Here is a 25,280-nt window from a genome sequence, read left to right on the forward strand (position 1 = left end):
CGCTTCGATGTACATCGGGTGTATTTTAAGTTAACATTAAGTGTTACTTATTTGCGCGAAAAAAGGCGAAAAGGCGAGTTTTTTGTCCGGAATCTGTTATTTATGTTACAAAACATTACACAAAATGCTTTTCAAATCAAAAATATGGTGCTATAATAGCCTCAAGAAGTTGGTCGGACCAAATATACGCTTTGCAGGATGATCTAACATCAACCGACAGAGCATTATCCACGCCATATTGGTCAGACCAAGCAAAGATACAAATCGATATTTATAAGTTATATTGCGGTTTTATAGCTATATTGGTCAGACCAGAAAACGTTTTGTCGGGTTATGTAATATAATCTGACAATCGGCCTCGTGCACAGGGTTGGTCGGATCAAAGGCTCTTTATTATAAAAACGACTTTGGAGGTTATACCATGGCAGAACGAATCGTAGATCTCACGCTTGAAATTGAGGACAATATTCCGTCGCACAAGCTGTTCCAAAGCCCGATCATAACTTCGCATATGACTCATGAACAAACCATTCATCTGGGCTTGGGCGTTCCGGAAGATCCGATGACCTTCGCTACAAGCTATATCGGTACGCTGGATCACATCGGCACGCATGTTGACGCCTATGTACATGTCAAGCCGGGCGGGGATTCCATCGAACAGATGCCGCTGGATATGTTTTTTGGCAAGGCCGTATGCCTTGACCTGACGCATATTCCGGATCTTGGCGAAATAGATGTGGCCGATCTTGAAGAAGCGGAGAAAAAAGCCGGGGTTCGAATAGATGGTCATATCGTTCTGATCAATACGGGACTGCATAAGCGCCATTACCCGGACCGTAAAGTTTGTTGGTCCAATCCGGGCTTAACGGCAGCCGCAACGCATTGGCTGGCCGATCGCGGCTCCAAGCTGCACGGTGTGGAAGGGCCTTCCACGGATCGTCCAAGCGACAACCTCTTTCCAAGCCATCGCGTTTGCCGCGACCGGGGCATCTCTCATTATGAATGGCTGGTGAATTTAGAAGAGCTGGTTGGAAAAGGCGAGTTTATGTTCTACGGACTGCCGCTGAAAGTGAAAGGAGGTACCGGATCTCCGGTTCGGGCCTATGCCGTAATTAACGAGTAACGGATCGGAATCTCCTTGACGCAAGAGTCGAACTGAAGGAGCCGTGTTGTGAATGAACATCGCGAAGATGACCGCTTTGGAAATACGGGCTGCCATTGGCAATAAACAACTATCGGCAGTCGAAGTTATGTCGGACACGCTGGAAAGAATGACGGCGCTGGAGCCTGCGCTGAACGCCTTTGTAACGGCGACGCCGGAGCTTGCCATGGAGGCGGCTAAGGCAGCGGATAAGGCAGTCATGGCCGGCGAACCGCTAGGGCGGCTGCAGGGCATTCCTCTTTCTGTCAAAGATTTAATTCATGTCGGCGGAGTTCGGACCACGTTCGGTTCCCGCACCCGGGCTACCCATATCGCGGAGGCTGATGCCCCCTCGGTTGAACGGGTCCGCGCTGCCGGCGCGGGTATAATAGGCAAAACGACGACAACCGAATTTGGCAGTAAGGCAGGAAGCGGTGACAGTCCGCTCACCGGCATTACATATAATCCATGGAACCTCGCCAAGTCGCCGGGCGGATCAAGCGCCGGCGCTGCGGCTTCCGTCGCCGCGGGGGTAACCCCGTTCGCGCTGGGGACGGATGGAGGCGGCTCCGTTCGTATTCCTTCCTCCCTTTGCGGACTTTTCGGCATCAAGGCGCAGTTTGGCCGGGTTCCGGTTTTCCCTACCAGCGCAACCCCGACTTTAGCTCACGTCGGCGTTCTGTCAAGGACGGTCCGGGATGCCGCTTTACTGCTGCAGACCGTCTCAGGCTACGACGGACGCGATCCGGCTAGCGTATCCGAGAGAACACCCGATTTCATAGCAGCCTGCGACATGCCTGTCCAAGGATTGCGCATCGCTTGGAGCCCGACGTTAGGTTACGCCAAGCCTACTGCCGAGGTGCGCATGATAACCGAGACGGCCGTACGGCGATTTGAAGACCTGGGCTGCTCCATCGAGCTGGTGGAGAACGTCATCGACGATCCGATAGATTTATGGATGGCCGATTTTTACGCAGGCATCGGCGTGACGCTTAAGGACGATTTGCAGCATCGCCGCGATCTCCTCGACCCCGCTTTGGCCGAAGTGCTGCAAGGCCGTCTTCACGAATCGGTTGACGCTTACTACACGAAGGTTTTCAGCAGGTACAGGCTGCGCGAGAAAGTACGGCAATTGTTCCAGCGCTATGATCTGCTCCTTACCCCGACGCTGCCGGTATCTTCGGTGGATGTCGGAATGAACGTGCCTCGGGAGCTGCCCGATCGCAACATGGTGTCCTGGTCCTACTATACCTATCCGTTTAACTTGACGGGGAATCCGGCTGCCTCGATTCCTTGCGGCTTTGATGCAAACGGGATGCCGGTAGGTCTTCAAATCGTGGCGGGCTTCAATCGCGAGGCGGATATACTGAGGGCTGCCGCAAGCTTCGAGGTCTCGAGCCCATGGGTCGATACTTACCCGATTGGTCGCAGCTTAATAAAAAAATAAGTTCGGTTGAAAGGGTGGTTTATGTGAAAAAAAGCAAAAGAAAAGGCGCGGGCTTGTTGGTTTCCTGCTTGGCAATGGCTTTGATCGTTTCCGCTTGCGGTTCCAGTTCTTCGTCAACCACAGCTTCCTCGGGCGGCTCCGCCCAAAGCGGTTCTGCGAAACCGATTAAAATCGGGGTTTCTACGGAAGCTACCGGAGGGTCAGCGGAAGCTTCGGTCAACATTTATCAAGGCGTGCAAATCGCAACGGACATGATCAATGAAAAGGGCGGAGTCAAGGGCCGCCCGATTGAATTGGTGGTTCGCGATACGGAGGAAAACCCTACGCGCGGAGTAAGTATTATCCGCGATTTCAGCCAAAAAGAAAACGTGCTGGCCGGGATCGGCGGATACTTCAGTACGGTGATGCTGGCGCAAACCCCGGTAATCAAAGAGGAGAAATTGCCCTTCGTCGTCGCGACATCGAACGTTCCCGAATCCGTCACGAACGGGATGCCGTGGACATTCGGCGTACGGATGAACGCGGAGGTTACGGCGAGATATGCTTTGAAATTTATGGAGAAAAACTTAAATGCCTCGAAAGTCGCCATTCTTCACGAGAGCGGCGGATACGGCAAAGGGGCAGTATCGGCCATGACCAAGGCGCTTGAAGAAGTGGGGAAAAAGCCGGTGGCCGTAGAGTCCTTTAACTTGAAGGATCAGGATATGACTGCGCAAGTCACGCGCGCTCGCGATGCGGGGGCCGATGTGATCTACTTGTTCGGCATCGGGGCGCCTAACGGATATGTGTTGAAATCGATGGATAAGATCGGTTGGAAGGTACCCGTGATCGGGGAGACCGGCATGGCCGCTCTCGGGGTCAATGAAGTCGGAGGGGCTCTGGCAACCGGAACCTTCGCGATCCAAACGGCGAATTTCACCAGCGAGCAAACCCGTGAGATGTCGAAACAATTTTTGGAAAGATTCAAAAGTAAATTCGGACATATTCCTACCACCTTCTCCGCGGCGGCCCAAGGCTTCGATGGAGCGATGCTGATTTTCAAAGCGCTTGAATCCGTTGACTTGACCGATGATGTCAAAAAAGACCGGGAAGCGTTAAAGGATGCGCTGGAAAATAACGCGGGGCCTTACAGCGGCGTCATTCGCGATTGGGACAAGGCGTTCAGCAAAGACAATCACGATGCGATCGATATCAACTCCTACGTGATGAATATGTGGAAAGACGGAGTTATCGTGAAATCCGATAAACAATAACGCTTGGCATGATAAGGGGGCGGGCCTGTCCCGCCTCCTTAGCCAAGTGGATAAGTGAATGTCCGAAAAGGGGGAACACAGCCATGATGGAAGGGGCAGCGGCGACGCTGGTGCAGGTGCTGTTAAGCGGATTGGCGATAGGCAGCTTGTATGCGCTCATTGCTTTGGGATACAGCTTGACGTTCGTTGTGAATGGAACCGTAAATATGTCACAAGGTCAGTTGGTCATGTTAGGCGGCATGTTAACGTATGCCTTCGTTGAAATAATGCACGTTCCTTTCTATCTATCTTTCTTGTTGGCCGGAATCGTTGTCGGCTTGCTAGGCATTATTATCGAGCGTTTTGCCATTCGAAAGTTTGCCAAAGATACCGCATCTGTGAACTGGGTGCTCAGCACCTTGGCCATCGGCATTATCATTCAGGATGTCGCCCATTTCATATGGGGGCCGAACGAGCATGTTGTCGCTTCTCCTGTCGGCGAAGACATCGTGCGCGTGCTCGGGGCCGGCGTGTATTGGAAGGAATTGATTTTAATTCCGGTGGTCGGCGTTTTTCTTATTTTCCTTACCTTCTTCTATCTCAAATCCCATTGGGGATTATGGCTGAGAGCTACGGCCGATAATCATACAGCCATCAATTTGATGGGGATCAACAGCAACTACATCGTGGCCATCGCCTACATTCTCAGCGGGATTCTGGCCGGACTCGGCGGGGGCATGATGTCTACGATTTATGCCGTTTCCGTCGCGGTGGGACTGCCGCTCGGGTTAAAGGCCATTGCCGTAGCGATGGTTTCCGGACTAAACAGCGCCAAGGGAATCGTCCTTACGGGACTGGGACTGGGCATCTCGGAATTGCTGGTTGCCACCTATGTCTCCCCCAATTTCCGGGAGATGATTATTTACCTGTTGGTGATTTTGATTCTGTTTGTTAAACCTACGGGATTGTTCGGCACGCGGACTGTGGTCAAAGTTTAGGAAGAGAGGGATGTAATGTGGAAGCAAACCTGCAAATTGAACTGGATAACAGGCGGGCCTTGTCAGGAAAGAACGTTGCCATCGGCTTGTTGTTCGCTCTGTTGGCCGTAGCCCCTCTTTTTCTGAGCAGTTATTATGTGAACCTTCTTTATACGGTGGGCGTTTTCGCCATTATCAGCATAGGGATGAATATCATAGTCGGATATTCGGGCATTGTTTCGATCGGCCATGCCGGATTGATGGCCGCCGGGGCTTATTCGGCCGCCTTTTTCAACACACACTTCGGAACCCCGTTCTGGATTACGGCGATGATCGGCATTGTGGTCAGTCTGATACTGGGCAGTATTCTTGCGATACCGACCATTCGCGCGGGCGGAGTTTATCTGTCCATGATCACCATCGCTTTTGGCGTCATCATCGATGAAATATTGATCCGGTGGGAATCCTTTTCCGGCGGTCCGTTAGGCATATCGGGCATAGCAAAACCGGCCATCGGCGCTTATCAATTCGGGTTAACGCAGGTGTATTATTTAGTATTGATCGTTGCCGTCGTCGCGATGGTGCTGGTCTATAACTTTAGACGTTCCGTATGGGGAAGAAGCCTGCTGGCTATTAAACAAAACGTGATTGCGGCGGAATCGCTTGGCATCAAGCCGTTCTACTATCAATATGTAGGGTTCGCCATCAGCGCGGTATTTGCCGGTTTGGCCGGGGCCATCTACGCGCATGCGAACAGCTTCATCAGTCCTGATATTTTTGGCTTTCATACTTCGATTCAATTGGTGTTGATCATTATTTTGGGAGGCGCCGGCACCGTATGGGGGCCTGTTCTCGGTTCGTTCATTATCGTGCTGCTTCCGGAGGTTCTGAACTTCGACCATTTGCGGCTTGCGGTTTACGGGTTATTAATGTTTGTGGTCCTTTACTTTTTGCCTAAGGGCATATCGGGTACGATCATTGATTATTTGGAAAAGAAAAAAACGCCCAAGGAAAATCGGGCTGCTTATGACGCCATACCGCTCGAGCAACTGCTGAACGTCAATGCCAATACCGCTTCCGGAACGCTGCTCAGCATTAACAATCTCAACAAACAATTTGGCGGGCTTCATGTCATTAAAGATCTTTCATTGGAGGTTCAGTCCTCGACGGTGTTGTCGCTTATTGGGCCCAATGGAGCCGGCAAGAGCACCGTTATTAATATGATATCCGGTTTCTATACGCCGACCTCCGGCGATATTTATTTAAACGGGAAAAAAATTGACGGATCTACTCCCCAAGAGATGCTGCACCAAGGCATTGCCCGGACGTTCCAGCACACTCGGTTGTTTGGCGAGTTGACGGTTCTTGAAAATATCATGATCGGCGTGGCCCAATCCCACAAACAACATTTGTTTTCGGCCTTGTTCCGCTCCGGCGGCATGCGCAGACAGGAGCAGCGGATCGCTGATCTGGCGCACGCCTACCTGGATCTGGCGGGATATAAGGGACTGCGCCACATCAAAGCGGCCAATCTGGCGTACGGGCACCAGCGCGTCGTCGAAATTGCCAGAGCGTTGGCGGCCAAACCGTCGCTGCTGCTGTTGGATGAACCGGCCGCCGGCTTGACGTCGGGAGAAATTGTTGAGCTTGAGCATGTCATTCGCAAGCTGAAAGAAGCCGGCTTGACGATCATCCTCATTGAACATCATATGGATTTCGTGTCGCGCATCTCGGATAAAGTGACCGTGATCGATTACGGAAGAAAGATCGCGGAAGGTAAAGCGGACGAAGTTCAGGATGATCCCAATGTCATTAAGGCTTATCTCGGAGAGGAGGAGACGGAACATGCTGACAGTCTCTGATCTTCATATGTATTATGGGGGCGTTCATGCGCTGAAGGGAGTAAGTCTCGAAGTAAATGAAGGGGAAGTCGTCGCCGTCATTGGTTCCAACGGAGCGGGCAAGACGACGCTGTTGAGCGCTATCCTCGGGATGGTGAAGCCCCGATCGGGACAAATTTCGTATTCGAACCAGGATATCACGTATATAACGGCTCATAAAACGGTAAACATGGGCATTTCCCTGGTACCCGAAGGAAGAGAAGTATTCAGCAGTATGACCGTTTATGAAAATCTTCGCTTAGGTTTGAAAAAACGGGTGGGACGGGTGAACCAGAAAGAATTCGACCGCGAGCTCGAACATATATTTTTCCGGTTTCCCCGTCTGAAAGAACGCATCGACCAATTGGCGGGAACGTTAAGCGGCGGCGAGCAGCAGATGATGGTGATCTCGCGCGCTTTAATCGGCAAGCCCAAGCTGCTGCTGCTGGATGAACCTTCGCTCGGATTGGCGCCCATTATCGTCAATGAAATTTTCGATATCATCAAGGGCTTGAAGCAAGAAGGAATGACGATTATTTTGGTTGAGCAGATGGCCAATAAGGCGCTGTCGGTTGCCGACCGCGGTTATGTACTGGAGAACGGCCATATTGCCATGAGCGGAACAGCCAAAGAATTACGGGGCAACCGGGAAGTGGCCAAAGCCTACCTGGGTGTTTCCTAGGACGATTTGTTCATTCGTACATGAAGAGAGTGCCTTAACGGGCGCTCTTTTCGCTATATTCGGTTTATTTCATTGCTATAATCATTTTCATTGCTGTAGACTAAGAAAAGAGCGCATTAGCGGCCTACTTGAATGGAGATGAACCGATGGAAAGTATTAAGCGTTTTTTTGAAACATTAACGGTACGAAGATTTTTCATTCTGACCCTGATCGTTGTACTGTTATTTAGTATAAGGGATATGCTCAACCTGGTTTTGTTAACGTTCTTAATAGCTTACATCATGAACAGTCTGCAACATATGCTAACGAGAAAACTAAGCAAATACATCGCCATCAACAGCAAGTTCATTATTATTTTGCTTTATCTGGCTTTGGTCACCATCGTAGTGTTTGCGATCATTAACTATTTGCCGAAGGTCTTTGTTCAAATCAAACAGGTCAAAGATATGTTGATCGGCTTAACGAATATGCCCGTCCCCCAAGATGAAGTTTCCCAATATGTGTACAAAACATTGAAAGACTTGAATTTGCAAGCTTATGTCAAACAAGGCTTCGAATACATTCTAAGAATCAGCAATTGGGGAACGACCTTCGTGCTGGCGATCATTTTAAGCCTTGTCTTCATTCTTGAGAAAAACAGGATCATCGCCTTTACTTCCAGGCTGAAAGAAAGCAAAATTTCTTGGCTGTATGAAGAGCTTGAGTATTTCGGCAAGAAATTCATTTTGTCATTCGGGAAAGTCATCGAGGCGCAATTTCTTATTGCGATATTCAATACGATATTTACGGTGATCGGATTATGGATTCTAGGCTTTCCTTATTTGTTTGCGCTGTCGATCATGATCTTCCTGCTTAGTTTAATTCCCGTGGCGGGCTTTCTCATTTCATTACTTCCTTTATGTATTATCGGGTATAATATCGGCGGGCATCTGATGCTGATCTATGTGCTCTCGATGATCGCGGTGCTCCATTTCCTGGAGGGTTACTTCTTAAACCCGAAGCTGATGTCTTCGAAAATGAACCTCCCTATGTTCTATACGTTTATCGTTCTGATTTTCTCCGAGCATTACCTGGGAATCTGGGGCTTGATCGTCGGTATTCCGATCTTCGTCTTTTTATTGGACATCCTTGACATCGATACGACGAAGGGAGAGAACAAGACCAGTGCATGAGCAATGAGACCTTCCGGCCTTGCTTGTGTGCCTGTCGATTCTTTTATCTATCGTTACTTGGGTCAGACAAAAGTAATTCAAGCTTGCCCGGCGTCCGATTCGGGCGTGCTAGAAGGATATTCCTGGTTTGCATCGAAATAAGCTTTGCGTAAAGGAATGATTATTTCGAAGAAGGTGCGGGATATGGAGCATTTTACAATGGAGTCCATCTTTAATGCGATTGGGGAATTGTTCTCGGACGAAACCTCGATTGTTGTTGCCAATACTAAGGAGTACATCTATTACAGGCCCAGCAAAAGGATCGATCTGAAAATTAAGCCCGGCGATCCCATTAAGGAAGGGACGATTACGCATAAAGCATTGACAGGCAAACAAAAAGTATCCGAGTTCATTGACCGTGACATATTCGGAGTCCCTTATTACGGCATGGCGGTCCCCTTGATCCATGAAGGCAAGCTCGAGGGGTGCGTGTCTGCGATTTTCCCTACCCTGACGACGGGACAATCCGTTGTCACCGTGAAGTATCAGGACGGGTGGGTTCCGGTTCCTTTCCCGGAAGTGCTGTATCTGGAAGCAAGCGACCGCAAAACGTACGTCGTCACCGAGAAGCTTTCCGGCACCCATAAATACACGCTAAATGAATTTGACTTTCTGCTGCCGAGAGACTATTTTGTGCGCTGCCACCGTTCCTTTATCGTGAATGTAAACCACATTAAGGAAATCTACCCGGATACGCACTCCACGCTTGTGTTAATCATGAGGAACGGGACCAAGATCACGGTCAGTCAATCGTATATCCGCTATTTCCGGAAGCTGCTCGGTTTCTAATGGACTTTTACGGTTTCGTTCGTCCATATACGTGTTCTGTCCGATTTTTTCCCTATTTCATCCGAAAATGCCTCTCCGCGGCCGATCATCGGTTAAAATGTGGCTAAACGACATATGAATGGGGGAAAACCCTTTGGAAAACGTTTTCAATCGCATTCGAAATCAACGTCTCCACGAGAAGGTCGTTTCTGCAGAAGAAGCCGCTTCCTGGATTAAAAACGGAATGACCTTGGGATTAAGCGGATTTACGCGGGCCGGAGATGCAAAAGCGGTTCCCATGGCGTTAGCGGAGCGTGCAAAAAGTGAAAAGCTTAAAGTTAATGTATATACGGGAGCTTCTCTTGGATCGGATATCGACAAGTTATTTGCCGAAGTCGGCTTGCTCCATAAACGTCTTCCTTTTCAAGCGGATCCGACGATGAGGCGGAAAATCAATCAAGGCGAGTTTTATTTCATAGATCAGCATTTATCCAAAACGTCGGAAATGGTGCGCGCTCAGGTGCTGGAGCCCATTGATTTCGCCATCGTGGAAGCGATTGCGATAACGGAAGACGGCATGATTATCCCGACGACATCCGTAGGCAACTCGATGGTGTTCGCGCAGCACGCGCGTTCCATTATTGTCGAAATCAACCTGGCGCAACCGCAGTCGCTGGAAGGACTTCATGATTTGTACGAACCGGGTAAACAAGGGGAGCGTACCCCCATTCCCATCTCCAGGCCGGATGACCGGATCGGGACCTTGGGCATACCCGTCGACATGAGTAAAGTCCGGGGGATTGTGTTTACGAACCAGACCGATTCCCCTTCAACCATCACAGCGCCGGACAAGGACACGGAAACAATCGCCCGGCATTTAATCGCGTTTCTGCGTCAGGAAGTCCGCGCGGGACGATTAACGAACCGGCTGGCTCCTCTCCAGTCAGGGATCGGATCGGTTTCCAATGCGGTTTTTCATGGTTTGCTGCAATCGGAATTCACGGATCTGGAGGTATATTCCGAAGTATTGCAGGACGCCGTGTTCGATTTAATGGATGCGGGCAAAGTCCGGTTTGCCTCCTGTTGTTCGATTACGCTCTCGGCTCCGAAGATGGAGCAAGTGTTCCCGAATCTCGAGAAATACCGGGACCGGCTCATCCTAAGACCGCAGGAGCTGTCCAATCATCCGGAGGTCATTCGCCGCATGGGTCTGATCGCCATCAATACGGCGTTGGAATTCGATATATACGGCAACGTGAATTCCACCCATGTGCTGGGGACGCAAATGATGAACGGCATCGGGGGCTCGGGAGACTTTGCGCGAAACGCCCGTATCTCGGTGTTCGTCACGAAATCGATCGCCAAAGACGGGAACATCTCGAGTATCGTGCCCTTTGTGTCCCATGTGGACCATACGGAGCACGATGTGGATGTGGTCGTCACCGAGCAAGGCTACGCCGATTTGCGCGGACTGGCGCCGAGAGAGCGTGCGGAGCTTATTATCGATCGCTGCGCCCATCCGCTGTACCGCGAAGCCTTACTGGACTATTATAAGGAAGCCCTTACGCGGGGAGGACAAACTCCGCATGTGCTGGAAAAGGCGCTGTCGTGGCATTCCAATTACAAGCAGTCGGGAACGATGCTTCAGAAAGTCTTGTCTTTATAAAGTGCGAAAACACAGGCTTCGGGTCTGTGTTTTTTGCTGTGGAAAAATTTCCTAATCCATATTGTAAACGCTTTAATAATGGTGTATGATAATAACAAACGTTACCGGAAACGTTTCCGGTAACGTTTGCAGGCTGGATTCATAGATGGAGGTACGATTTTGGCTAACATCAAGGATATAGCAAAACATTTGGGTGTTTCAGTTTCTACAGTTTCCAGAGCGATGAACAATCATCCCGATGTACGCCAAGAAACCAAGCTGCAGGTTATGGAGGCGATCCGTTATTTTAATTACCGGCCCAATGCGCTCGCCAAAGGCCTGATTCAGAAAAAAACGTTCACGATAGGGTTAATGGTCCCCGATCTGTCCGATCCGTTCCCTACGAGCCTGTCCAATGCCGTGGAAGAGACGTTGTTTGAACAGGGGTATCAGGTTGTATTCGGGAATGGGAACCGGAACTCGGAGAAGGAGAAACAATTTCTTCAAAGCGCCATCGAAAGACAATTCGACGGACTCATTCTGACCCCTGACTTCCTGGATGATGAATTTATTGAACTGTTGTCGAGTCTGGAAATACCGATTGTGTTCTTGAGAAGGAGACCTCCGGAAGGCCTGTCTATTCCGTATGTAGACGTAGACCATTACCAGGCGGCGACGGTTTCGATGAATTATTTGATTGAACTCGGACATCGGCAAATCGGCTTTATCGGAATGCCCCAAAGCTCTTTCATCGGTAATGAAAGACTGCGCGGATATACGGATGTCATGCGCAAGAACGGGCTGACGCCGGAAGCGGGCCATATGATCTTCGGAGGCCGCACGATTGAAAGCGGACGGGAAGCGATGGGCAAGCTGTTCGGGCACAATCCGGACTTGACCGCTGTCTTCGCAGCGAACGATTTGCTCGGGATTGGCGCTCTGGAATGGTTGGCGATGCATGATATTCCGGTTCCCGAGAAGGTGTCCGTCATCGGATTCGACAACCTGGAGTATGCCGGACTGTACTGGATTCAATTGACGACGATGGAACAGCCGCGCAGAGAGATGGGAAGAAGGGCGGCGCAGCTGCTGCTCCAAATGATAGCGGATAAAGAGTACACGCCCGAATCGGAATTGATGGAAGCCAGACTTGTTATTCGACGAACTTGCAAAGCGAGGCTGACCCCTTGAACAAAGTGTTGATCGTAACCGATATGGATGGCACATTGCTGGACCGTTCGCAGAACGTAAGCGAAGAAAATGCAAGGGCGATTAAGGAGTTCAAAGCCAGGGGAGGCTTGTTTACATTGGCCACCGGCCGAATGGAGTCGGCGGTCCTCCCCTATATTCGCCGGCTCGAGATTGACCTTCCCGTCATTCTCTACAATGGCGCCAAGATTTATTCGCCTGTCACCGGGAAGGTTCTTTATGAGAAGCGGCTCGTTATTCCCAAGGAAATTTGGAAGCGCTTTATTTCCAGTTTGTGCGACGAGTCGGCCATTCTTGTGTACCGCGAGAGCGACGTGTTTGCACCGGTGCGCAATGAGGTTCTGGAGATGCATGAACGCAAAGACGGCGTAAGATGCAAAGACATGAGGGAGGATTGGATCGATGATCCGATCACGAAGATCTTATTTATCGCACCGAGGGATAAACTGGAGCAATTCGAATCGCTGATCACGACAAGCGGAATCCGCTGCGAAATGGTTTATTCGGAAGCCAACTATTTAGAGCTGCTGCCGGAAGGCGCGACCAAAGGTGCCGCGCTTAGGGAACTGGTGCACATGCTGAGGATTGAAGGCTTGCATACGATTGCGGTTGGTGACAATGGCAACGACATCACGATGCTGCAACAAGCGGACCGCGGCATAGCGGTGGAGAATGCCAGCCAGCCGTTGAAAGAAGCGGCCGATGAACTGACGGTGCATCATGAGAATCATGCCATCCATGCGGTCATACACAAATTGATGCTTATGGAGAAAGAAGCTTAATAGCTTACAACATAAACCTAAATCAGGGGAGGCTTCACCTATGAAAAAAAGATTCAAGGCTGTCCAGCTTACCGCATTGACGCTTGCTGTACTCGGGATGACAGCTTGCGGTTCATCTACGGCGGATCAACCGGCCGCCGGCGGCAGCGGGCAGAAGGCGTCTGAGGAAGCGAAGCAGCCGGCAGCGAAATCGTCGAAGCAATTGACGATGTATACGGCTTATCCCGAAGAGGAAGCCATTAATTATGCTAACGAATTTGAGAAAGCGAGCGGAATTAAAGTCAAATTCGTCCGTTTGTCGGCAGGAGAGACGCTAGCCCGTTTGCAGGCGGAGAAAAATAACCCGCAGGCCAGCGTTTGGTATGGCGGCCCATCCGACACCTTCGTCGCGGCCTCCAAGGAAGGACTGCTCGATAAATACACACCGCAAGGCATCGATAAGCTGCCGAAGGAATACTTGGACAAAGACGGATTATGGACGCCGCTCTATGTCGGTCCTCTCGGGTTTGCCGTCAATACGGAATGGCTCAAGAAGAACAACGTGAAAGCGCCTGAATCGTGGGAGGATCTGCTGAAGCCGGAATTCAAGAAGAACATTTCCATTTCGCATCCCGGTTCCTCCGGCACGGCCTATACCGTAGTGGCCTCGCTGGTTCAGTTGATGGGCGAGGAGAAAGCCTTCGATTACTTGAAGAAGCTGGATGCGAATGTCCTGCAGTATACGAAGTCGGGATCGGCGCCGGCGAAGCAGGCGGGATTAGGCGAAGCGGCCGTGGGCATTTCCTTCTCGCATGACATTTTGAAACCCAAGTCGGAAGGTTACCCGATCACGCTTGTGTTCCCCAAAGAAGGAACCGGTTATGAAGTCGGGGCTGCGGCGTTGATCAAAGGCGGGCCGGCTGACGAGTTGGACAACGCGAAGAAGTTCATCGACTGGGCGATCAGCAAAGAAGCGCAAGGCTTGTACGAGACATACAAAACGTTCCGCCTGCCTGTAAATCCCGAAGCCAAAACTTCCGACGGCCTGACGACAATAAGCGAGCTGAAAGTGGTCAATTATGACGCTGTCTGGGCGGGACAACAACGGAAGGACCTTGTAACGAAGTTTAATGAAAAAATCAAAGGTGCGGATGCGGCAAAATAGAGGGAGGCTTGCAGCAGCCTCTCTTAAGGAAAGGGGGAAGGCCATTTGGCTAAGTTGGAACCAGCCGCAAACTTGAACAGGGCATCAACCACTTCGAAACTTACGTCAATCCTGCAGCAAATGTGGAAAGAGCCCTGGTTGCTGGGCCTCATCATTCTTATTTTCGTTTCCCTGTTTCTTTTTGCCGTGTATCCCATTTATCAGGTGTTCAAAATAACCTTGGTCAGCGATAAAGGGCTGGACTTTACGACCGTAGCGAAAACGCTGGGAAGCCGTTCATTCCTGCGGTCCTTTTGGAACAGCATGCAATTGGGCATCATCGCGGCGCTGACCAGCTCTGTCATCGGATTCGTATTCGCCTATGCCAACACCCGAACCAGCATGAAAGGCAAGTCTTTCTTTCATCTGGTCGCGCTGCTGCCGATCATTTCGCCGCCATTTGTCATTGCGCTGTCGGTGATCCTTTTGTTCGGGCGTAACGGCCTCATCACGAGCGGCTTGTTCGGGTGGCAGGGCTCGAACGTGTATGGCTTGACCAGCTTGATTGTCATCCAGACGTTGTCCTTCTTCCCGATTGCTTACTTGAATTTAAAGGGCATTCTGGAGTCCATCGATACGGCGGTGGAGAATGCTGCATTGAATCTGGGCGCTTCCCGCCTGAAAGTATTTACAACGATAACGCTGCCCTTGGCCATTCCCGGAATTTTCAGCTCGCTGCTGCTCGTATTCATCAAGTCCATCGAGGATTTCGGCAATCCGATGGTGATCGCGGGCGATTATTCCACCCTCGCGGTGGAAGCTTATCTGCAAATTACCGGGATGTACGATTTGCGCGGGGGGGCCATTATGGCGGTCGCCATTCTGTTTCCGGCCATGACGACGTATTTCCTCCAAAAATATTGGATCAGCAAAAAATCGTATGTAACCGTAACCGGCAAACCGTCCCATACGGAAATGCCGATTCGGGAGAACTATATTGTCTGGCCGCTGTTCGCTTTTTGCGGGCTGATCACCGGCGCAATCCTCGTCTTTTACGGGACCGTCGTCTGGGGCGCCTTTGTCAAGATATGGGGAATCAACCATTCGATGACGCTGGACAACTTCAAATACGTGCTCTCCCGCGGTTTTGATTCGATTACGAACTCGCTGCTGCTTTCGGTCATTTCCACGCCGATTACGGCCCTGCTTGGCATGATCATCGCTTTTCTAATCATCCGCAAAAAGTTTATCGGCAAAAAGTGGATGGAAATCAGCTCCATGCTCACCTTTGCCGTACCCGGCACCGTCGTTGGGATCGGGTATATCCTGGCATTCAATGAAAAGCCGCTGCTGCTGACCGGTACGGCCGCGATCATCATCATATGCTTGACGTTCCGCAATATGCCGGTCGGCATAGAGGGAGGCACGAACAGTCTCCGCCAAGTGGACCCGTCGATCGAAGAGGCATCGGCCATCCTGGGCGCGAACAGTTACACGACGTTCCGGAGAATAGCGCTGCCGCTGATGCGTCCGGCCTTGTTTTCCGCCCTCGTATATTCGTTCGTGAAATCGATGACTTCGATCAGCGCCATCATTTTTCTCGTCTCTGTCAATTGGAACCTGATGACGGTCACAATCCTCTCTCAAGTCGAAGGGAGCCGCTTGGGGGTGGCCGCCGCTTATTGCGTCATCCTGATCGTTATCGTCATGGCGGCTCTCGGTATCTTGCAACTGCTGGTCAATCAACTCGGGTCGAAGAAGAGGAGGGCCTTCTGATATGCGCGCAATCGTGGAAACCGTTCCATCATCCAAAGTAACATTTGCCGGGATCGTCAAGCAGTTTCCCGGCCATTCGGGCGAAGAACCGGTCTATGCCGTCAACAAGGTGTCGCTGGATATCGAACCGGGACAGCTCGTAACGCTGCTTGGCCCGTCAGGCTGCGGCAAGACGACGACGCTGCGGATGCTGGCCGGATTTGAGACGCCTACAGCGGGAGAGATTTCGATCAATGGGCAGACCATTACCCATTTGCCGCCGAATAAGCGCGATGTGGGCATGGTCTTCCAGAGCTACGCGTTGTTTCCCCACATGACCGTATATGACAATGTCGCATACGGCTTGAGCATTAAGCCGATTCCGAAGTCACAGGTCAAAGAACGGGTAGACAAGGTGCTGGCCTTGATGCACTTGGACAAAATGAAAGACCGCCTGCCTTCGCTGCTGTCCGGCGGACAGCAGCAGCGCGTGGCGCTGGCGCGGGCAGTCGTTACCGAACCGAAGGTGCTGTTATTCGACGAGCCGCTGTCCAATCTGGACGCCAAGCTCCGCGAATATATGCGCGATGAACTGCGCAAAATCCAGCAGCGCCTCGGCATCACGAGCCTCTACGTCACGCACGATCAGGCGGAAGCGATGGCCATCTCGGATAAAGTCGTGATCATGAACAAAGGCGAGATCCAGCAGATCGGATCGCCCCGGAAAATTTATATGAGACCCTGCAATCAATTCGTGGCCAACTTTATGGGCAAGGCGAATTTCCTCAAGGCGATCGTCGAGCAATCGGACTCCCGCCATATCGGGTTGAACTTGCTGGGTCAAAGACTGGTCATTCCGAAGGACCCGATCTTTGAGGTCAAAGCGGGGGAACGGGTCGATTGCGTCATCCGGCCTGAATTTTGGAGCATCGATCCCGAAGGCAAGTTCCAGGGCACGGTGGAACGGGCGATTTACCTTGGGCCTTACGTCGAATATGAAGTCGCGTTAGGCGGGCAAACCGTGGTTGTTGTCGATTACATGCATCATTTACATGAGCCGAAAAGCGCGGGAGATCTGATCCGGCTTGGGCTGTCGGGCCAATCCATTACTCTGCTGCCGCCGGGTCAGGAGTAGGGAGGAGATCAATTTTGATCCAGAAAAGAGGAGGTTCTATTTGAACCATTTGGAGATCGCCAAGCGGATTGCCAGGGATGCCGGAGCCATGATCAAATCCCGTTTAGGGACTTCCTATGTGACGGATGAGAAAAGCTCAAGCTTTGACCTTGTCACGGAAATTGATCGGGCTTCCGAGCTGATGATCCGGCAGCGCATTGAGGAACAATATCCCGAGCATACCTTCTTGGGGGAGGAAGAGTCGTTCGGCAGCGGCGAGCGATTCGTTGGCAGGCTGGAGCAAGCGTCGGCTGAGCCGTTCCTATGGATTGTCGACCCGATCGACGGCACCAGCAACTTTGTCCATAACATGCCGGGGTTTACGGTGTCCATCGCTTTAGCTTGCCGGGGGGAGCTGACGGCAGGCGTCATCTATGACCCCTGCTCGGACGAAATGTATTGGGCCGCGAAGGGGCAGGGCGCATTCGTGAACGGGAAACGCATATCGGTGTCGAACGTGGACCGGTTGGAACAAACTTTACTTGGCACCGGCTTTCCGACGGATGAGCGGGCAAGAGCCGTGGGCGTGGAATGTCTGGGTGAATTGAGCGGGAAATGCAGGTCTATCCGGTCATTAGGGTCAGCGGCCCTGCAATTGGCTTATGTCGCATCGGGCAAGCTCGGAGCCTACTGGGAATACGGGCTGAACGTGTGGGATACGGCAGCAGGGGTTATTCTCATTCAGGAGGCGGGAGGGACCGTGACGGATACGGCAGGTCGCCCCTTCGATTTATTCACGAAAAACATCGTCGCGAGCAATGGCTTCGTTCATCAGCCGATGCTGGCATGTATGCAGCCCACCATCCATGCTTAACCGGCTAGTGGAGCGTTGGCAAATCGATCAGACAAGGGGTTCGGCCGAAGGTACTCGGTTCGGGCTCCTTTTTTGCATGAATTCCGGTATTTCTGGATACCGGCCCGGCGTACATGGATCCACCAAGATTTACCGGCATCCGGGCCTTGGTTATTGTAAAATACGTTTAGGGCGATGGGTTCTGTTTACGAATCCGATGCTTACAACCAAGGGGAGTGAAGTCCGGGTGTCGATGGCTCGATTTGGTGAAATAAGATCGTGATTGGCTGGAGAGGGAAGGTTTAGGATGCCGCCTTAGGGGAAAAATACCGCAAATGAACAGATGAGGGAGATGGAGCCTGTGGCTAAAATCAGCCGGGAACAAATCGAAAATATAAAAAGTGCGAACGCCGGGCGTACCGTTACGCTTCCGGACGGAACCGTATTGCCCAGACTCGGTCAAGGCACTTGGTTTATCGGAGACGAGCCTTCCAAAAGGCAGGAAGAAATGAAAACCTTAAGACTCGGTGTGGAGCTTGGCATGAGCTTGATCGATACCGCGGAAATGTATGGTGACGGAAGATCCGAGTCGCTGGTCGGGGAAGCGATCGAAGGCATAAGGGATCGCGTATTTCTGGTTTCCAAGGTGTATCCGCATAATGCCGGACGGGGCCGAATAGCCAAAAGCTGTGAAGACAGCCTGAAACGATTAAAGACGGACCGCCTCGACCTGTACCTGCTTCACTGGAGAGGCAGCGTTCCTTTAAGCGAAACGATAGAAGGCATGGAAAGACTGGTTGAAGCGGGAAAAATACGGAGATGGGGCGTCTCGAACCTCGATACGGCCGATATGAAAGAGCTGTCCGCGTTGGCTAAAGGTTCGCATTGTGTAACGAATCAAGTACTCTATCACCTTGGTTCCCGCGGCATTGAATATGATTTGCTGCCTTGGCAAAGAGAACACCGTATGCCGATCATGGCCTACTGTCCTATGGCACAGGCGGGATCTTTAAGAAAAGGGCTGGTGGAGAACGAAGTGGTCAAGGACATCGCCGATCGGCATCATATCAAGCCGCTGCAGCTTCTCTTGGCATGGTGTATCCGAAACGGAGATGCGATAGCCATACCTAAGGCATCGACGGAAGAGCATGTGCTTGAGAATGCGGCGGCAGGCCTCGTTCAGTTAACGGAAGAAGACTTGCAAAGACTGGATGCCGTCTTTCCCAAGCCCTCCAGAAAAGTTCCTCTCGATATTGTGTAAGGACAGCCATACAGCTTTAGGAGCGAGCGCGCTGACCGTTTGAGGTCAGCGCGCTTTCGTGTGGAACGGCCCGGAATGGTTATCCGTGACGGGGGCGTTGCTACCGTTCAAGGGTGGCCCGGTTCTTCGGCGGATTGTACTTCTTCTTATAGTAATTGGAGAACCCGATCAGTAAAGGAACGATAACGATCGTCGGTATAAACCACAGGATGGTGCTGACGGATTGGATTTGCAGCAGCTTGGGAGCGCCGAATACGGTGAAGGCCGTAATGGTCGCGATACAACAGGTGAGCATGCCGGCAATATGCTCCATGACCCAATGCATTTTTAATCGGGGCGCCTTTAACCAATACAGAAGATGGGTTACGCCGAGGAAAACCCCGAGGAGCGGGAAGTATTGCAGCAAGGGGAAAGCAATTGTAAACCCGTAAATACTGATGCCGGCTCCGGAGAGCAATAACAGGATAGGGAACATCAAATCCCATACGTTGCGGTGCTTCTCCTGCCGCCGTTTAAAGCGAAGCACCCGAATGCCGTACCAGGCGCTGGCTCCGCTCAGGATCGAGATAAAGATTAAGAACCATGAGAAGGAGATGCGGTCCTGATCGCTGGCCGGGTCCAGGAAAATGCGAAAAATCCCCATATACAAAGCGCTAATGGAGACGATGGTCATCGCGTATACATAAATCCAGCCGATCCGATTATGCGTCTTTCCGCCCTTCTTCGTGACAATCGGGATCCAAAATAAGAGTAACGCCAAAAAACCCGCAACAATATGTAGCCATCTGCTAAAGTGAAACGCTAGTTCCATCGAACCATCTCCTGTGAACGTATTGTGAGCACTTAAGAAATTATAACCAAAGTTATGGATATATGGGAAGAGAAATTACCATGCTTACAATTGCAGGCAGCCCGTTCTGGAGGGGCTGAAATCCCCGATTGTCATCATTTCGGTGGAAAGCGGCATGGTGCATATCAATCATGGCACGGCAAGCGCGGCCCATATGCCGTTTGGGGGCGTGAAGCAATCCGGCTTCGGCGCGTACTCGATCGGAAGCTCGAACAAAGAATTTTATACCGAGATGAAAGTGGCTTATTTCCAGTATTAAGCCGTTCATTTAACCTCGCTTATTGGCGTTGTTGATGATCGGGATTCCTGATTCGATGAGCTTATCCGGGCCGGCGGACTCGGGAGGGATACCGTGCTGACAACGATGTTTATCCACAGGGTTATACACAAAGCCCACAAGCGGCAATCGCTTGCTGTGCATAAGTTTTCATGTCGATATCAACATATCCACAGACATACAGATTTTCGTGAAAATTGGGCGATGATCGCTTCCGGCTCCGTTCATAAAAGCTTTGACCGTTAACTGGGTCAGGCTTTTTTTTACTCGCCATCGTATTTTTTTTCCCGCTATTCAATTCGATCCGGTTCAACGTATAATAAAATAACGCATTTTTTAACGAGTTCTTGAAAAGGAGCCTGGGATATGATCTCTTATTTGACCGAGGATAACCTCAAAGATTTGCTGGAACGTTACCGTAGCCTGGGGCCTCTCCCCGGTATACTTTTGACCTTCCTGAAATCTTTCATCCCGCCCTTGCCTACGATCGTCATTGTTGGCGTGAACGCTGCGGTGTACGGATTATGGCTCGGCTTCTTCTATTCCTGGCTCGGCATGGTGAGCGGCTGCCTGGTGACTTTCCAGCTCGTGCGCCGAATCTCCGGACATCCATACCTGGAGAAGTGGGCCCGCCGCCCGAAGGTGGAGCGAAGCATGAGATGGGTTCGCCGGAACGCGTTCGGTTATGTGTTTCTGTTAAGTTTGTTTCCCGTAGGCCCCTTCGTGGTCGTTAATATGGCGGCCGGCCTTGCAGGAATGCGGCTGCGTTCGTTCTTGATCGCGATCCTGTTCGGCAAAGCCATTATGGTGTTCTACGTTTCCTATATCGGTTACGACCTGGAGCGGTATATCCGCAATCCGGCGCAAATCGTCTACGTGCTGCTGTTTATCGGCGCTTCGTTATGGGCCAGCAAGAAGATCGAGGCTTACTATACGCGGGAACGGGGACAAGCCCAGAATCAGTCCCATCCAGATAAAGGATAATTATTTGTAACGTCGAATGTAAGAAATCAACACCATTAACTTGTGGACTAGCGGCAGGCGGGAGTGTGTAAGATGGCGATGGCATCGATTTCATTAACGGACCAAATTGACGTTTCGAATGGGGCGCACATCCTATATTTTTACGAATCTTATGAGGGCTACCTGAGCAATGCCGTGGCGTTTGTTCGTACCGGACTTCGGCAAGGGCAGGAAATCGTGCTTATCGATAGTCTCGACAACCAGCGGCTCATCTACGAGCGTTTAACCGATGTGATCGAAGAGAAGGAGTTCGAGCATATCCATTTTTTCGATCACCGGGAGTTTTACGGCAAGTACGGGGCGTTTCATGTAAAGCTGATCTTGGAAAGCCTGGAAGAGTTGTTCCAGCCCTTTGTCAATCGCCTGCTTACGGTGCGGTCTTGGGGTCATGTCTATTGGCAGGACCAGGCGGACATCCTGGAGCAGCTGCGGAAGTATGAGTGTCATTGCGATACGTCCTTGAGCGAGTGGGGGATTCTCGGAGTGTGCGTGTATGATGGGCGCCATGTGCCGGCCAACGTGCAGAACGAGATGCTGAAGAGCCATGAGTACGTCATGACCGATACCAGCTTGGCGAAATCGACCTTTTATAACCAAAAAGGAAAAACGGTGCTGTTCCCTTCGCTTGCCGTACATACCCAAATGCAATCGGAAGTCGATTTATACAAGCAGAAGCTGGAGTTTGCGCACGTCGTCTCGCACGAGGTTCGCAATCCCTTGACGGTGATTAAAGCTTACGCGACCTTGCTGCAGAACAGGGAAGAAGATCGGTCCGCCCAAGCGAAGCTGCAGGCGATCATCGATTATGTGGACGTTATCGATAATGAAATTACGCATATTATCAACACGGAACAGATGCTGTCGTCGGAATCGCTGTGGGTGAAATCGAAAATCGCGGTAGCGCCTATCGTTTGCGAGGTGCTGCCTATGATGGTAACGAAAGCCCGTACGCAAGCTATCGCGCTGCACAGCGAATGCAGTCTCGGCGGTGAGACGATACTCGGGAATGCGATCGGGTTGAAGCTTATCATCTCCAATCTGCTGAGCAATGCGATTAAATACAGTCATGAGGGCGGCACGGTTTGGTTCAAGGCCGGTGTTCAGGGGAAGCGAGTCGTGCTGGTCATACGCGACCAAGGCATCGGGATGAGCGAAGAACAGACCCATAAGCTGTTCCGCAAGTATGAGAAAATGAACCATGAAAAAAGCGGCCAAGGGATCGGTTTGTTCATGGCGAAGCAATTGATCGACCATTTCGCCGGCGAAATCGAGATCGCGAGCGTTCTGTACCAAGGCACCGAGGTGACGGTTAGATTGCCGTTAAGCGAGGCTGCCTCGTAGCCGGTTCAATCCGGATAAGGCGCCTCGCCAGTCAAGGAACAGACACCTTCAGCTTACAGAAGCCCCCGGCGATGTTACATGGCACCGATGATGATGCCGGCCACCGCGTAATGAATCTCCGTCATATCCGGCATGCGTGCGAATCCCCTTTGGACTAATGATAAGTTTAGCTTGTATCTCCATTTACTGCGGCAGCAAAGAACCTTAACCCCGCGAAACATCAGCAGGGTTAAGGTTCTTCGTATGCAGCCTATATTCTAAACCGATCCAGCAAGCGCTGCAGTTCTTGAGAAGACGTTTGGAGCGTTTCGGCCGAGCGGAAAATGCGATGCATCGAAGCCAACTGCTCTTCATTGGCCGAGGCTACTTGCTGGAGGTGCCGGGTGGAATGACGGGAGATGCGGACCGTTTCCTCCATGGATGCGGATACTTGCTCGGTTCCGGCCGACATTTGCTCGGCGACGGCGGACACTTCCTGGATTTGCTCGGATACTTGACTGACAGCGCCTACGAGCATGGCGAAGATCGTCCCCACATTGCCCATCGCGACGGCGCCTTTGTCAACTTCCGAGGCATCCTGCTCGGTTCGGTCGACGGCGTTACGGCAGCTGCGCGTAATTTCCGCGACTAATCCGGCAATTTGCTTGGCTGCCTCGGTGGAGCCGTCGGCCAGCTTCTTCACCTCCAGGGCGACGACCTGAAAGCCACGGCCGTGCTCTCCGGCACGCGCCGCCTCAATGGAGGCGTTCAACGACAACAACCGGGTCTGTTCGGAGATGTCACGTATGACTTTGAGAATGCGGTCAATCTGAAGGGTTAATTCCGCCAGCTGCCGGATCGTCACCGACGTGCCGGCCACATTATCTTTAATCCGATTCATCTGCCGGATGGCGTCTTCGACAACAAGGCGGCCTTTATCCGATTGTTCGGCGGCGTGAGCGGCCGTCTCCGCAACGACGAACGAGGATTCGGCGATTTTTTGCACGCCGGCGGACATTTCATTCATCGCAGTGGAAGTTTCTTGCGCGGCTTGTACTTGAACTTCGGCCCCCGCCACGACTTCCTTGAAGGCCTGGGAAGTCTTGTTCGTTAACTCCGTGCTTGACGTGCTGATCGCGTGTAACTGTTCGGAAGCGGACAAGGTCGTTCTGGAAACGTGCCTGCCCTCTTGTACAACCTGCAGGAACGAATCGGCGAGCGCATTGAAGGCGTTCATGACATATCTGAATTCGTCCTTCGTCTCCACGGGGACTCTGACCGTTAAGCGGCCTTCGCCCAATTGTTGCGAGACCTCGCCTAATTGCCGGATGCTTCGCTGCAAGGAAAGGGTAAAGGAGAAGAATAAATAAGCGATGAACAGGAGGACGATAACTACGGTCCAGAGCGAGAACGTCTTGGTCGCGTGATACTTCGCTATCCGCTGGTCCAGCTGCTGGACCAGCAGGCCCATCTCCTTCGCGTACAGGTTCTCGCTGGCGGTGACGGCCGCCTCATAGAGCGTTCGGACCTTCTCCGGCTCCACAATGATAAACGCATTGTTAATCAGCTGCACATGCAGCAGATCGTTAAACTGAACGACTGCATTCTCGCTTTCGCTCAATTCCTTCACGAGGGATTCGAGCAAAGCGGGCTCGGTTTTGGCTGCGGTTATGATGGATTTGGCAAGCGTCTTTTGATGCTTGTCGACTTCCCCGATCGCCAGGAGCAGCTCGTCTTTTTGCGCAGAGTTTGAGAAACGCGTCTTGCTGCTGACTTCCATGCCGATGGCCGCAGCTTGATTCAATTTGGCGAGCAGCGAAGGATAAGTGGAGGTTATGGAATCCATTAAGTAGTAGGAGCTGAGCTGTGGATCGAGAATCAGATTGGAGTTCACTTTGACCGTATCGATCAGCTGTACGAAGCGTTCATCCAGCTTCTTATGGGTTTCATCGGTTTTGGTCGGGCTGGAGCCGTCCGATACCGCTTTGAGCTCCCGCCAGCTTGCGGAGATGTCGGCGACGACTTCGGTCGCTTGCAGCTCGTCCTTGTATTGAAGCGCAAGCCGGTCCAGAGCTTCGAGGGAGCGCTCGATGCGGGCCTCCAGCTCTTGAAGTCTCTCCTTTGTCGGGGGTGTTCCGATGGTGTTCCCCAATGCCGCAAGGCGGTATTGTCCCAGATCGGTAAATAGACTCTCCAGCGGCTTGAGAAAAAGAGCCCCTTGTTTCTCCTGCTCCGCAAACCGGATATTCCGGTTCGCTTCGCCAGTCAACTGCAGCATCAAAATCACAATCGGAATGAAGAAGACGCTCCCGATCAAGATGAATTTATACAAATAACGCAGTCGGTTCATCACGAACATGCCGGGCACGAACAAACTTTGAAGGCTGGATGCCTTAAACGATGACTTCGATTTCATAGTCAAGCTCCCCCTGTCTTTTATGTCATAAAATATAACATACATATACCGGTCGAGGGAGTGTGGAACTAGAAAATTCGGACGAGTTTGTTTTTTTTAACAATAAAAGGTGCTGGATTTGTAATTTTATACAAAGGGCGGAGTAAGCCCAGGTTATTAAGGTTAGGTAATATGACATATAAATGCAAAAACGGCTCTTTCCTTCGCAGGGAACCGCCAGCTGCACCAGACGAATGGCGTGTAAGCGCGAAGCGGAGCCCAATTGTCATGGAAATGCTTTCTTTGCAGGGAGGAATCGGCTTGAAGCTGTAGAA

General features: G+C 51.5%; 22 protein-coding genes. 19 read left to right on the top strand and 3 right to left on the bottom strand.

Going from position 1 to position 25,280, the window contains the following annotated elements; genetic code table 11:
- Positions 1-421: 421 nt before the first annotated feature.
- The 16 genes from JMF85_RS06140 to JMF85_RS06215 all read left to right on the top strand — a co-directional run bounded on the left by JMF85_RS06140 (position 422) and on the right by JMF85_RS06215 (position 19,080).
- Entirely contained in the window at positions 422-1,123 is a 702-nt protein-coding gene (locus JMF85_RS06140) for a cyclase family protein (RefSeq protein WP_127608637.1), read from the top strand.
- Positions 1,124-1,175: 52 nt separating this feature from the next.
- Positions 1,176-2,588 (top strand): amidase, encoded by a 1,413-nt coding sequence (locus JMF85_RS06145; RefSeq protein ID WP_155614677.1) that lies wholly within the window; start codon positions 1,176-1,178, stop codon positions 2,586-2,588.
- Between the two features lie 23 nt (positions 2,589-2,611).
- Positions 2,612-3,841, top strand: a complete 1,230-nt coding sequence (locus JMF85_RS06150) for an ABC transporter substrate-binding protein (RefSeq protein WP_164751873.1) — start codon at positions 2,612-2,614, stop codon at positions 3,839-3,841.
- A gap of 83 nt (positions 3,842-3,924) precedes the next feature.
- Positions 3,925-4,818: a branched-chain amino acid ABC transporter permease gene (locus tag JMF85_RS06155; RefSeq protein ID WP_127608634.1), complete on the top strand. Its 894-nt coding sequence runs from the start codon at positions 3,925-3,927 to the stop codon at positions 4,816-4,818.
- 17 nt (positions 4,819-4,835) lie between these two features.
- Positions 4,836-6,659: a branched-chain amino acid ABC transporter ATP-binding protein/permease gene (locus JMF85_RS06160; RefSeq protein WP_127608633.1), complete on the top strand. Its 1,824-nt coding sequence runs from the start codon at positions 4,836-4,838 to the stop codon at positions 6,657-6,659.
- Positions 6,643-7,359: an ABC transporter ATP-binding protein gene (locus JMF85_RS06165; protein WP_127608632.1), complete on the top strand. Its 717-nt coding sequence runs from the start codon at positions 6,643-6,645 to the stop codon at positions 7,357-7,359. The genes JMF85_RS06160 and JMF85_RS06165 overlap by 17 nt, the downstream gene beginning before the upstream one ends.
- 146 nt (positions 7,360-7,505) lie before the next feature.
- Positions 7,506-8,531 carry an AI-2E family transporter gene (locus JMF85_RS06170; protein WP_127608631.1) on the top strand — a complete coding sequence of 342 codons (1,026 nt, stop codon included), beginning with the start codon at positions 7,506-7,508 and terminating at the stop codon, positions 8,529-8,531.
- A 183-nt stretch (positions 8,532-8,714) separates the two neighbouring features.
- Entirely contained in the window at positions 8,715-9,359 is a 645-nt protein-coding gene (locus tag JMF85_RS06175) for a LytTR family DNA-binding domain-containing protein (protein ID WP_054799475.1), read from the top strand.
- 133 nt (positions 9,360-9,492) lie between these two features.
- Positions 9,493-11,004: a succinyl-CoA:acetate CoA-transferase ScpC gene (scpC, locus tag JMF85_RS06180; protein WP_141334395.1), complete on the top strand. Its 1,512-nt coding sequence runs from the start codon at positions 9,493-9,495 to the stop codon at positions 11,002-11,004.
- 159 nt (positions 11,005-11,163) lie between these two features.
- Positions 11,164-12,174 carry a LacI family DNA-binding transcriptional regulator gene (locus JMF85_RS06185; RefSeq protein ID WP_164751872.1) on the top strand — a complete coding sequence of 337 codons (1,011 nt, stop codon included), beginning with the start codon at positions 11,164-11,166 and terminating at the stop codon, positions 12,172-12,174.
- Between the two features lie 5 nt (positions 12,175-12,179).
- On the top strand, positions 12,180-12,974 hold the full coding sequence (locus JMF85_RS06190) for an HAD family hydrolase (RefSeq protein WP_236595751.1): 795 nt from the start codon (positions 12,180-12,182) through the stop codon (positions 12,972-12,974).
- Between the two features lie 40 nt (positions 12,975-13,014).
- On the top strand, positions 13,015-14,118 hold the full coding sequence (locus JMF85_RS06195; RefSeq protein ID WP_127608627.1) for an ABC transporter substrate-binding protein: 1,104 nt from the start codon (positions 13,015-13,017) through the stop codon (positions 14,116-14,118).
- 45 nt (positions 14,119-14,163) lie between these two features.
- The gene (locus tag JMF85_RS06200; RefSeq protein WP_196426903.1) at positions 14,164-15,873 is read left to right on the top strand and encodes an ABC transporter permease; all 1,710 of its coding nucleotides are present in this window, start codon (positions 14,164-14,166) and stop codon (positions 15,871-15,873) included.
- Position 15,874: 1 nt separating this feature from the next.
- Positions 15,875-16,987 (top strand): ABC transporter ATP-binding protein, encoded by a 1,113-nt coding sequence (locus JMF85_RS06205; protein ID WP_054796533.1) that lies wholly within the window; start codon positions 15,875-15,877, stop codon positions 16,985-16,987.
- A gap of 40 nt (positions 16,988-17,027) precedes the next feature.
- Positions 17,028-17,840 carry an inositol monophosphatase family protein gene (locus JMF85_RS06210; RefSeq protein WP_127608625.1) on the top strand — a complete coding sequence of 271 codons (813 nt, stop codon included), beginning with the start codon at positions 17,028-17,030 and terminating at the stop codon, positions 17,838-17,840.
- A gap of 340 nt (positions 17,841-18,180) precedes the next feature.
- On the top strand, positions 18,181-19,080 hold the full coding sequence (locus tag JMF85_RS06215) for an aldo/keto reductase (RefSeq protein WP_054796535.1): 900 nt from the start codon (positions 18,181-18,183) through the stop codon (positions 19,078-19,080).
- 100 nt (positions 19,081-19,180) lie between these two features.
- Here the strand turns inward: JMF85_RS06215 and JMF85_RS06220 are convergent, their stop codons facing one another.
- The gene (locus tag JMF85_RS06220) at positions 19,181-19,891 is read right to left on the bottom strand and encodes a DUF2306 domain-containing protein (RefSeq protein ID WP_201317912.1); all 711 of its coding nucleotides are present in this window, start codon (positions 19,889-19,891) and stop codon (positions 19,181-19,183) included.
- Between the two features lie 142 nt (positions 19,892-20,033).
- On the opposite strand from JMF85_RS06220, the gene JMF85_RS06225 reads away from it, so the two are divergent.
- From JMF85_RS06225 to JMF85_RS06235, 3 genes are all read left to right on the top strand, one after another.
- Positions 20,034-20,189, top strand: coding sequence for an aldehyde dehydrogenase family protein (locus JMF85_RS06225; protein WP_269103202.1), 156 nt, complete (start codon positions 20,034-20,036; stop codon positions 20,187-20,189).
- Positions 20,190-20,573: 384 nt separating this feature from the next.
- Complete coding sequence (locus JMF85_RS06230) at positions 20,574-21,191, top strand: TVP38/TMEM64 family protein (RefSeq protein WP_127608621.1); 618 nt, start codon at positions 20,574-20,576, stop codon at positions 21,189-21,191.
- A 72-nt stretch (positions 21,192-21,263) separates the two neighbouring features.
- Positions 21,264-22,571: an MEDS domain-containing protein gene (locus tag JMF85_RS06235; RefSeq protein ID WP_127608620.1), complete on the top strand. Its 1,308-nt coding sequence runs from the start codon at positions 21,264-21,266 to the stop codon at positions 22,569-22,571.
- Between the two features lie 250 nt (positions 22,572-22,821).
- Here JMF85_RS06235 and JMF85_RS06240 read toward each other — a convergent pair whose 3' ends face one another.
- Both JMF85_RS06240 and JMF85_RS27950 read right to left on the bottom strand, forming a co-directional pair.
- Entirely contained in the window at positions 22,822-24,966 is a 2,145-nt protein-coding gene (locus JMF85_RS06240) for a methyl-accepting chemotaxis protein (protein WP_201317914.1), read from the bottom strand.
- A gap of 68 nt (positions 24,967-25,034) precedes the next feature.
- Positions 25,035-25,280 (bottom strand): hypothetical protein (locus tag JMF85_RS27950; protein ID WP_236595750.1); only part of this gene is annotated, 246 nt, incomplete at its 5' end.

This window comes from Paenibacillus sp. EPM92 (assembly GCF_016586185.1).
GTDB lineage: Bacteria > Bacillota > Bacilli > Paenibacillales > NBRC-103111 > Paenibacillus_G > Paenibacillus_G validus.